Below are 8,602 nucleotides of genomic sequence, written 5' to 3' on the forward strand. Positions count from 1 at the left end.
GCGCGCCGAGCGCGCTACGCCTTCAGTTGTCGTCCTCGTCGATGAGGAAGCCGCGCATCGGGGACGGCGGCTGCTGCATCGGAGCCGGACCCTGCGGACGCACCGGCGCCATCGGCTGGGTCATGGCCGGGGACATCTGCTGCTGACCGCCGTACGACGGCTGGCCGCCGCGCTGCGGCTGCTGCTGGCCCATCTGCTGCTGGCCGCCCATGCTGTGGTGGCCCGAGGGGCCGCCACCGTGGGAGACACCCGCGCCGGCCGAGGCCATCGACGGCTGCGGCGGCTGCGGCTGGGAAGCCGGCAGCGACGCGGTCGCCGGGGTCCGCGGCGGGGCGAGGGAGTCGTCGGCCTGGTTCTCCAGCTGGCGCAGCTGCGACTCCAGGTACGACTTCAGGCGGGTGCGGTACTCGCGCTCGAAGCCGCGCAGGTCCTCGACCTTGCGCTCCAGCGTGGCGCGCGCGGACTCCAGGGAGCCCATCGCCACGCGGTGCTTCTCCTGCGCGTCCCGCTCCAGGGCGTCGGCCTTGGCGCGGGCGTCCCGCTCCAGGCCCTCGGCGCGCGAACGCGCCTCGCCGACGATCTTGTTGGCCTCGGAACGGGCCTCCGCGATCGCCTGGTCAGCGGTCTGCTGGGCGAGGGACAGCACGCGCGCGGCGCTGTCGCCGCCCGGGCCCTGACCCTGCTGCGGCAGGTGCGGGCCGCCGGGGCCCATCGGGCCACCCTGGCCCATCGGCATGCCCTGGCCCATGGTGCCCTGCGGGGCACCCTGCGGCGGGCCCTGCATGGGGCCGGGGCCCTGCGGGCCCTGGCCACCGGGACCGGCAGGCAGCTGGGGTGCGCCGGGACGGCCCTGCGGCGGGCCCATCTGCTGCGGCGGCACCGGCTGCGGGCCCGATATGGCGGCGGGCACCGGGCCGCCGGGACGTCCGTCCTGCGGCTCGGGCTTGCGCATGCCCTGGTTCTGGGCGGCGGCGCGGGTGGCCGCGGCCAGCTTGGCGCGCAGGTCCTCGTTCTCACGGAGCAGTCGGGTCAGCTCCGCCTCGACCTCGTCGAGGAAGGCATCGACCTCGTCTTCGTCGTAGCCCTCTCGGAGACGGACGGTTGTGAACTGCTTGTTCCGCACGTCCTCAGGAGTCAGCGGCATCTCTTCACCTCAACGTAGTCGTCGGCATATCGGCAGACCGTATCGTTCACCATCGATCACAGCCCGCTCACGACGGAGATCAGGATGTAGACGATGATCATCAGTACGAAGAAGGACAGGTCTAGCGCTACGCCCCCAAGACGCAGCGGCGGAATGAACCGCCGCAGGAGCTTGAGCGGCGGATCGGTGACCGTGTAGGCGCCCTCCAACAGCACCACCATGGCCTTCCCGGGCTGCCACGACCGGGCGAACATGAACACATAGTCCATGACGAGCCGGAAGATCAGCACGAACAGGAAGCACAACAGCGCGACGTGGATCACGTCTAGAGCGATACCCATCTCGCCGCGTCCCTCTCCCCTTCGTTGCGGGCCGTTGCCGGCCGCTGCTACCGGTGGTGCGTCTAGCTTTGGTTGAAGAACCCACCTTCAGCGATGCGGGCCTTGTCCTCAGCCGTTACATCGACGTTAGCAGGCGACAGAAGGAAAACCTTCTGGGTCACCCGCTCGATGCTCCCGTGCAGGCCGAAGACCAGGCCGGCCGCGAAGTCGACAAGTCGCTTCGCGTCCGTATCGTCCATCTCCGTCAGATTCATGATCACCGGAGTGCCCTCGCGGAAGTGTTCCCCGATAGTACGGGCCTCGTTGTAGGTCCGGGGGTGGAGCGTGGTGATCCGGTACGGCTCCCGATCGGATACGACCTTGGGCATGATCACGGGGGCGCTCTTCTCCAGATTCTGACGTTCAGGTGTGATGGAAGACACGGGCGCAATCCGGTTGCTGCGTCCCCCTTCGGGAAGGATGCCCGAGCTTCGGCCGCTCTCCACCGCTACGGGCGGACGCTCCTGTCGCGGCGCCGGTGCGGGTACCATGCGCGCCGCCGGCTCCTCCACGGGCGCCTGGTGGCGGCTGTGGTGACCCTGGGCACTCTCGTGACCCCTGCGGGAACGCTCGGGCTCGGGCTCCGGCTCGAACTCGTCGTCGGGGTCGTACCCCGGGCCGTCGTATCCATCGTCCTCCACGAGGCCGAGGTAGACCGCCATCTTGCGCATTGCGCCGGCCATTCTCTGCGTCCTCCGCTCTGTGGTGGATCCCACCGCCACCGGTCTCTGTCTGACAAACTACGCAGTCTGTCCAATTCCGCCCGGAATAACCATATTTCCGAGCGCAGTCCGACTTGCTTCGCGACGTTACCGGAGGCGAGGCCGGACTCCGAGTACCGCGCTGCCAACGCGCACATGTGTCGCCCCTGCAGCGACGGCCTCCTCGAGGTCCGCGCTCATTCCCGCAGAGACCATGCTCGCACCAGGATGCGCCGCGCGCAGGCCGGATGAGATTTCCATCAGCCGCCGGAACGCTTCCTGTTGGCGCCCCGCATAACGGCCGGACAAAGGTGCGACCGTCATCAGCCCGTCGAGCCGGAGCCCTTCCGCGGCGGCCACGGCGGCCGCGAGCTCCGCCACCCCTTCCGGCGCAACTCCGCCGCGCCCGGCGGGCTCCGCGCCCTCCTTGTCGAGCGCGACCTGGAGCAGAATCCCCAACTCGCGTCCGTCGCGCACCGCCCCGGCCGAGAGCGGACTCACCAGCCGCACCCGGTCCACGGAGTGCACATAGTCCGCGTAGGCGGCCACATGCCGTGCCTTGTTCGTCTGCAGCTGCCCCACGAAATGCCAGGTCAGCCCCAGATCCGCGCATTCGGCGGCCTTGGGCGCCGCCTCCTGGTCGCGGTTCTCCCCGACGTGCGCGACGCCCAACTCCGCGAGAAGTCTCACGTCGCTCGCCGGGTACGTCTTGGTGATCACGATCAGCGTGACCTCGTCGCGGTCCCGCCCCGCCGCCTTGCAGGCGGCCGCGATGCGGTCCTCCACGCGGGCGAGGTTCGCGGCGAGTTCGGCCCTGCGCTCGTCGCTCATGCCGCGTCCAGCCAGACGTAGCTGCCCAGCCGCCCGGTGGCCTTCTCCCGGCGGTACGAGAAGTGGTCAGCGGACTCCAGGGTGCACACGGAGGAAGCTGTGACGCTGGTCACACCAGCGGCGGCCAGCTGGGCCCGTACCCCCGCGGCGACGTCGATGGCCGGGGTGCCCCAACTCGTCGTGGCCGCAGACTCGGGGACCTGTGCGGCCGCTTCGGCCCGCATGTCCTCCGGTACCTCGTAGCACTTCCCGCAGACCGACGGGCCCAGGTGCGCCACCATCCGCTCCGGCTCGGCGCCCAGCTCGCGCATCGCCGCCACCGTCGCCTCCGCGACGCCGGCGAGCATCCCGGGCCGGCCCGCGTGCGCGGCGCCCGCGACGCCCGCCGCCGGGTCGGCGAGGAGCACCGGGGTGCAGTCGGCGGTGAGTACGGCGAGGGCCAGGCCGCGGCGGGCGGTCACGATCCCGTCGACCGGCGGCGGGTCGGCGCCCCAGGGCCGGTCGACGACGGCGACGTCGCGGCCGTGCACCTGGCGCATCCACACCACGTCGCCCGGGTCAAGGCCCAGGGACTTCGCGGCGAGTTCGCGGTTGGCGCGGACGGCGGCGGGGTCGTCGCCGACCGCGCCGCCCAGATTCAGCTCGGCATACGGAGCGGCGCTCACGCCGCCCCACCGGTCGGTGGTCGCGAAGTGAACGCCGCTCACGGGCTGTTCTCGATGTATCACGTGCGGGTTGGTCCCTCAGTCCTTCAGGAAGTCCGGCACGTCCAGCTCTTCCGGCTGGTTGTCGCTGCTGTACGACGACCGCGGGTGCGGCGGCGCCGGCGGCGAGATGGGCTCGGGGGGCGCCGAGGCCGTCGGCGTGGGCTCCGGCTCGCGGGCCGGGCTGCCGAGGCCGGGGAACGACGTGGCGGGCTCCGGGGCCGGACGGCTGACCGGCGGCTCAGGGGCCGCGGCGGACGCGGAGCTGCCTGCCGGGGCCTCCTCACGGTCCCCGTACGAGCCGAGGGCCTTGTCGCGGTTCTTCGTCGGCAGCTGGCCGCCGTCGAAGCCGGCCGCGATGACCGTGACCCGCACCTCGTCGCCCAGAGCGTCGTCGATGACCGCACCGAAGATGATGTTCGCCTCGGGGTGCGCGGCCTCGCTCACCAGCTGGGCCGCCTCGTTGATCTCGAAGAGGCCGAGGTCCGAGCCGCCGGAGATGGAGAGCAGCACCCCGCGGGCACCGTCGATGGACGCCTCCAGCAGCGGCGAGGAGATCGCCATCTCGGCGGCGGCCACCGCGCGGTCGTCACCGCGCGCCGAGCCGATGCCCATGAGCGCGGATCCGGCCTCGGACATGACCGACTTGACGTCGGCGAAGTCGAGGTTGATCAGGCCCGGGGTGGTGATCAGGTCGGTGATGCCCTGCACACCGGAGAGCAGCACCTGGTCCGCCGAGCGGAAGGCGTCGAGGACGCTCACCTGGCGGTCGGAGATGGACAGCAGCCGGTCGTTCGGAATCACGATGAGGGTGTCGACCTCGTCGCGCAGCTGCGCGATGCCGTCCTCGGCCTGGTTGGCCCGGCGGCGGCCCTCGAAGGTGAACGGGCGGGTGACCACGCCAATGGTGAGCGCGCCCAGCGAGCGCGCGATGTTGGCTACGACGGGAGCGCCACCGGTGCCGGTGCCGCCGCCCTCGCCCGCGGTCACGAAGACCATGTCGGCCCCCTTGAGGACCTCCTCGATCTCCTCGCGGTGGTCCTCGGCGGCCTTGCGGCCGACATCGGGGTTCGCGCCGGCGCCGAGGCCCCGGGTCAATTCACGGCCGACGTCGAGCTTGACGTCGGCGTCGCTCATCAGGAGCGCCTGCGCATCGGTGTTGATCGCGATGAACTCGACGCCCTTGAGACCGACCTCGATCATCCGGTTGATGGCGTTCACGCCACCGCCGCCGATGCCGACGACCTTGATGACTGCGAGGTAGTTCTGCGGTGCTGCCACGTCGAAGGCCTCTCGCCTCGAGTTACGTTGCCGGTGGGTCGGCCCGTTCGCCTTCGCCGACCCGAACCCTAAGCGTGAAGTTTAGGGTTAACGGTGTGCCTGGTCCCCGGACTCTTGGAACGAGACACTAAGTCGACAAGCCGTGCGCGTTCAATGAACACGCCGAACCTCCCGAGTTTCTTTTTCACCCTATGTGATCAGGCTTAGGGCTGCCCAATCAGGGCCTGATCTGGGGAGATAAGCGTCAACTCTACGACGCCGCAGGGGCACTCGGGGCACTTACGTCAAAGTGGTCCGCGCCCTTGGCGGCTTTCATCAGTGCGGTGAGGACCCGCGCCTTCACCGCGCCCTTCTCCGCGCTCCCCCACAGGACCGTGCGGTCATCGGCAAGTTGGAGAGTGATCGCGTCATATGACGTGACCTTGATCGTACGAGTCCGGTGCCGCAGTTCCACGGGAAGTTGACCGGCCACCTTGATGGCCTCGGCCCGCAGCCGGTCGGGGCCGAAGCGTTCCAGACTCGGCGACTTGGCCGCCGCCACCTCCAGCACCGGCACCCGCTTCGGCGGCCGCACCACCGTGGCGTACCGCACGCCCTCGGCGTCAACCTCCGTATAGCGCCCGTCACCACCGCGCAGCAGCACCGCGGGGGTCCGCTCGGTCACCACCAGCTTGACGGTGTGCGGCCAGGAGCGCTGCACGTCCACGGACTTAATGCGCGGCAGCTCCTGCTCGAGCCGCGCCGTCACCGCGTCGGTGTCGACCGAGGCGAGCGGGCCGCCGGTGCCCACGGCCGCGGTGCCGACGACCTCGTCGGGCGAGAGCACCCGGGTGCTCCCCTCGGTAAAGGTCGCCTGCACCCGCTCCACCCGCAGCCAGTTGGACCCGTACAGCGCCCAGCCGGCGAAGCCGCCGAGGAGGACGGCGAGGACGAGCAGCACCGCCGCCAGCCGCTTGTTGGCCAGCCGGCGCCAGCCCTGCCGGGCCGCGCCGGGCCCGCCGCCGGACCGGGGCGGGGCGCTGCCGCGCCGTTCGTCGCGCTTAGCGGTCGTCGCTCCGGCCACTCGCCTCGCCCCGTCCGTCTCGTCCTCGCTACGCCGCCTGCCTGGCGGCGATCGCCTCGTACACCATGCCGACGAGCAGCTCGTCGGCGTCCCGGCGGCCGAACTCGGCCGCCTTGCGGGCCATGTCCATCAGCCGCTGCGGGTCGCTGAGCACCGGCAGCACGTTGTTCTGCACCCACTCCGGGGTGAGCTGCGCGTCGTCGACCAGCAGCCCGCCGCCGGCGTTGACCACCGGCTGCGCGTTGAGCCGCTGTTCGCCGTTGCCGATCGGCAGCGGCACGTACGCCGCCGGCAGCCCGACCGCGGTCAGCTCCGCGACGGTCATCGCGCCCGCGCGGCAGAGCATCATGTCGGCCGCGGCGTACGCGAGGTCCATCCGGTCCACATACGGTACCGGGATATAGGGCGGCATTCCGGGCATGTTGTCCGGCTGTGGCAGCTCATTCTTCGGACCGACGACGTGCAGGATCTGCACACCCGCCCGCTGCAGGTACGGCGCTACCTGCTGCACGACCTCGTTGAGCCGGCGTGCGCCCTGCGAGCCGCCGGAGACCAGCAGCGTGGGGAACGACGGGTTGAGGCCGAAGTACTGCTGCGCCTCCGGGCGGACCGCGGCCCGGTCCAGGATGGCGATGTTGGCACGCAGCGGGATGCCGACGTAGCGGGCGTTGCGCAGCTTGCTGTCCGGCGTGGAGACGGCGACGAACTTGGTGTAGCGCGTGCCGATCTTGTTGGCCAGGCCAGGGCGGGCGTTGGCCTCGTGCACCACGATGGGCACGCCCGCGCGCTTGGCGGCGAGGTAGCCGGGCAGCGAGACATAGCCGCCGAAGCCGACCAGGCAGTCTGCCTTCGTACGCTCCAGGACCTGCTCGGCGGCCTTGATCGTGCCGCGCAGCCGGCCCGGCACCGTGAGGAGCTCGGGCGTGGGCTTGCGCGGCAGCGGGACCGCCGGGATCAGGGCGAGTTCATAGCCGCGCTCCGGCACCAGCCTGGTCTCGAGCCCCCGCTCCGTACCGAGCGCCGTGATGCCCGTGGTCGGGTCCTGCCTGCGCAGGGCGTCCGCAAGGGCGAGCGCGGGCTCGATGTGGCCGGCGGTCCCCCCGCCGGCGAGTACGACATGCACCGAATTTCACCGCTCTCCGGACGGACGCCTGAATTCAGGCGCGCCGTCGCATCGACTTCCTTCTCACCCGGGACAGCTTCCCAAGGCCCTTCAGCCGGCCGGGCCGCTGTCTCATGGCCAGTGCCGCCCGCGCCGCCGGATCATCGCGCGCGAACGCGATGAGCAGACCGATGGCGAACATCGTCGGCAGCAGGGCGGAGCCACCATACGAGAAGAGCGGGAGCGGGACCCCGGCGATGGGCAGCAGCCCGAGCACCGCACCTACGTTCACCACGACCTGCGCCGTGATCCAGGTGGTCACGCCTCCCGCGGCATACCGTACGAAGGGGTCCTCCGTGCGTCCGGCCACGCGGATACCCGCATAGCCTAGAGCCGCGAAGAGGGTGAGCACCGACAGCGTCCCCGCGAGGCCGAGTTCCTCCCCGGTCACGGCGAAGATGAAGTCGGTGTGCGGTTCCGGGAGTTCGCCCCATTTTTCCACACTCGCGCCGAGCCCGGATCCGAACCAGCCGCCGGACGCCAGTGCGTAGATGCCGTGCAGGCCCTGCCAGCAGATGTCGTTCGGTCCCGGCTCGGTCGCGCCGATGCAGCTGAGGCGGTCCATGCGATGCGGGCTGGTCTTCATGAGCAGCAGGCCGATGGTCGCCGCGGCGGCGAGGGTGATGGTGAAGAGGCGGGTGGGCGCCCCCGCCACCCAGAGGAGGCCGAAGAGGATCGCGGTCAGGATGATCGCGGTGCCCATGTCGCCGCCGAGCATGATCAGACCGAGCAGGAGCAGCGCTGCCGGGACCAGTGGGACCAGCATGTGTTTCCACTGGGTGAGCAGGTTCTTGTCCTGTTTACGGGCCAGCAGGTCGGCGCCCCAGAGGACGAGCGCGAGCTTCCCGAATTCGCTCGGCTGCAGCTGGAAGGGGCCGCCGAGGGAGAGCCAGTTGGTGTTGCCGTTGACCGATTGCCCTATCCCGGGCACCTGGACCAGGGACATGAAGAAGATCGAGACGGCGAGGAGGGGGTAGGCCAGGGACCGGTGTGTCTTGGTGGACAGGCGGGAGGCGAAGAGGAGCAGGCCGGTGCCGATGACGGCGGCGATGAGCTGCTTCTTGAAGTAGTACGTGGAGGAGAGACCGTACTCGAGGGCCTTGATCTGGGAGGCCGAGAAGACCATGACGAGGCCGAGGACGGTGATGAGGAGGCTGCCGCCGAGGAGGAGGTAGTAGGCGGTGAGGGGGCGGTCCCACGCCCGGCGGGCCTGGGTCACCAGGCGCTGGACCCTGGCCAGGGCGGGGCCCCCGCGATTGCCGCTGCCGCGGCGGGGCGGGGTCGCCGCTGTCTCTTATACACGTCTGACGCTGCCGACGATTACCAATGTGTAGAT

The 8,602-nt window shown here is 70.5% G+C and carries 9 protein-coding genes; all 9 read right to left on the reverse strand.

Annotated elements, in window-relative coordinates; genetic code table 11:
- Positions 1-22: 22 nt before the first annotated feature.
- The 9 genes from G5C51_RS18450 to ftsW all read right to left on the reverse strand — a co-directional run bounded on the left by G5C51_RS18450 (position 23) and on the right by ftsW (position 8,506).
- The gene (locus G5C51_RS18450) at positions 23-1,144 is read right to left on the reverse strand and encodes a DivIVA domain-containing protein (RefSeq protein WP_165238714.1); all 1,122 of its coding nucleotides are present in this window, start codon (positions 1,142-1,144) and stop codon (positions 23-25) included.
- A gap of 56 nt (positions 1,145-1,200) precedes the next feature.
- A complete protein-coding gene (locus G5C51_RS18455; RefSeq protein ID WP_165238716.1) occupies positions 1,201-1,485 on the reverse strand; it encodes a YggT family protein in 285 nt (94 codons plus the stop codon).
- A gap of 62 nt (positions 1,486-1,547) precedes the next feature.
- The gene (locus G5C51_RS18460) at positions 1,548-2,207 is read right to left on the reverse strand and encodes a cell division protein SepF (protein WP_165238718.1); all 660 of its coding nucleotides are present in this window, start codon (positions 2,205-2,207) and stop codon (positions 1,548-1,550) included.
- A gap of 126 nt (positions 2,208-2,333) precedes the next feature.
- Positions 2,334-3,056, reverse strand: coding sequence for a YggS family pyridoxal phosphate-dependent enzyme (locus G5C51_RS18465; RefSeq protein WP_165238720.1), 723 nt, complete (start codon positions 3,054-3,056; stop codon positions 2,334-2,336).
- Entirely contained in the window at positions 3,053-3,763 is a 711-nt protein-coding gene (pgeF, locus tag G5C51_RS18470; RefSeq protein ID WP_420824826.1) for a peptidoglycan editing factor PgeF, read from the reverse strand. The genes G5C51_RS18465 and pgeF overlap by 4 nt, the downstream gene beginning before the upstream one ends.
- Before the next feature lie 36 nt (positions 3,764-3,799).
- Positions 3,800-5,041 carry a cell division protein FtsZ gene (gene ftsZ / locus G5C51_RS18475; RefSeq protein ID WP_165238724.1) on the reverse strand — a complete coding sequence of 414 codons (1,242 nt, stop codon included), beginning with the start codon at positions 5,039-5,041 and terminating at the stop codon, positions 3,800-3,802.
- A gap of 250 nt (positions 5,042-5,291) precedes the next feature.
- Positions 5,292-6,104 (reverse strand): cell division protein FtsQ/DivIB, encoded by an 813-nt coding sequence (locus tag G5C51_RS18480; protein WP_165238726.1) that lies wholly within the window; start codon positions 6,102-6,104, stop codon positions 5,292-5,294.
- 28 nt (positions 6,105-6,132) lie between these two features.
- Positions 6,133-7,227, reverse strand: coding sequence for an undecaprenyldiphospho-muramoylpentapeptide beta-N-acetylglucosaminyltransferase (murG, locus tag G5C51_RS18485; protein WP_165238728.1), 1,095 nt, complete (start codon positions 7,225-7,227; stop codon positions 6,133-6,135).
- Positions 7,228-7,261: 34 nt separating this feature from the next.
- Positions 7,262-8,506, reverse strand: coding sequence for a putative lipid II flippase FtsW (gene ftsW / locus G5C51_RS18490; RefSeq protein WP_165238734.1), 1,245 nt, complete (start codon positions 8,504-8,506; stop codon positions 7,262-7,264).
- Between the last annotated feature and the right edge of the window lie 96 nt (positions 8,507-8,602).

This window comes from Streptomyces coryli (assembly GCF_011044975.1).
GTDB classification, from domain to species: Bacteria; Actinomycetota; Actinomycetes; order Streptomycetales; family Streptomycetaceae; genus Streptomyces; species Streptomyces coryli.

What these genes read in the sequence shown, in the direction of transcription:
- G5C51_RS18450 (WP_165238714.1), bottom strand. Translation starts at nt 1,144, where the DNA reads ATGCCGCTGACTCCTGAGGACGTGCGGAACAAGCAGTTCACAACCGTC.
- G5C51_RS18455 (WP_165238716.1), bottom strand. Translation starts at nt 1,485, where the DNA reads ATGGGTATCGCTCTAGACGTGATCCACGTCGCGCTGTTGTGCTTCCTG.
- G5C51_RS18460 (WP_165238718.1), bottom strand. Translation starts at nt 2,207, where the DNA reads ATGGCCGGCGCAATGCGCAAGATGGCGGTCTACCTCGGCCTCGTGGAG.
- G5C51_RS18465 (WP_165238720.1), bottom strand. Translation starts at nt 3,056, where the DNA reads ATGAGCGACGAGCGCAGGGCCGAACTCGCCGCGAACCTCGCCCGCGTG.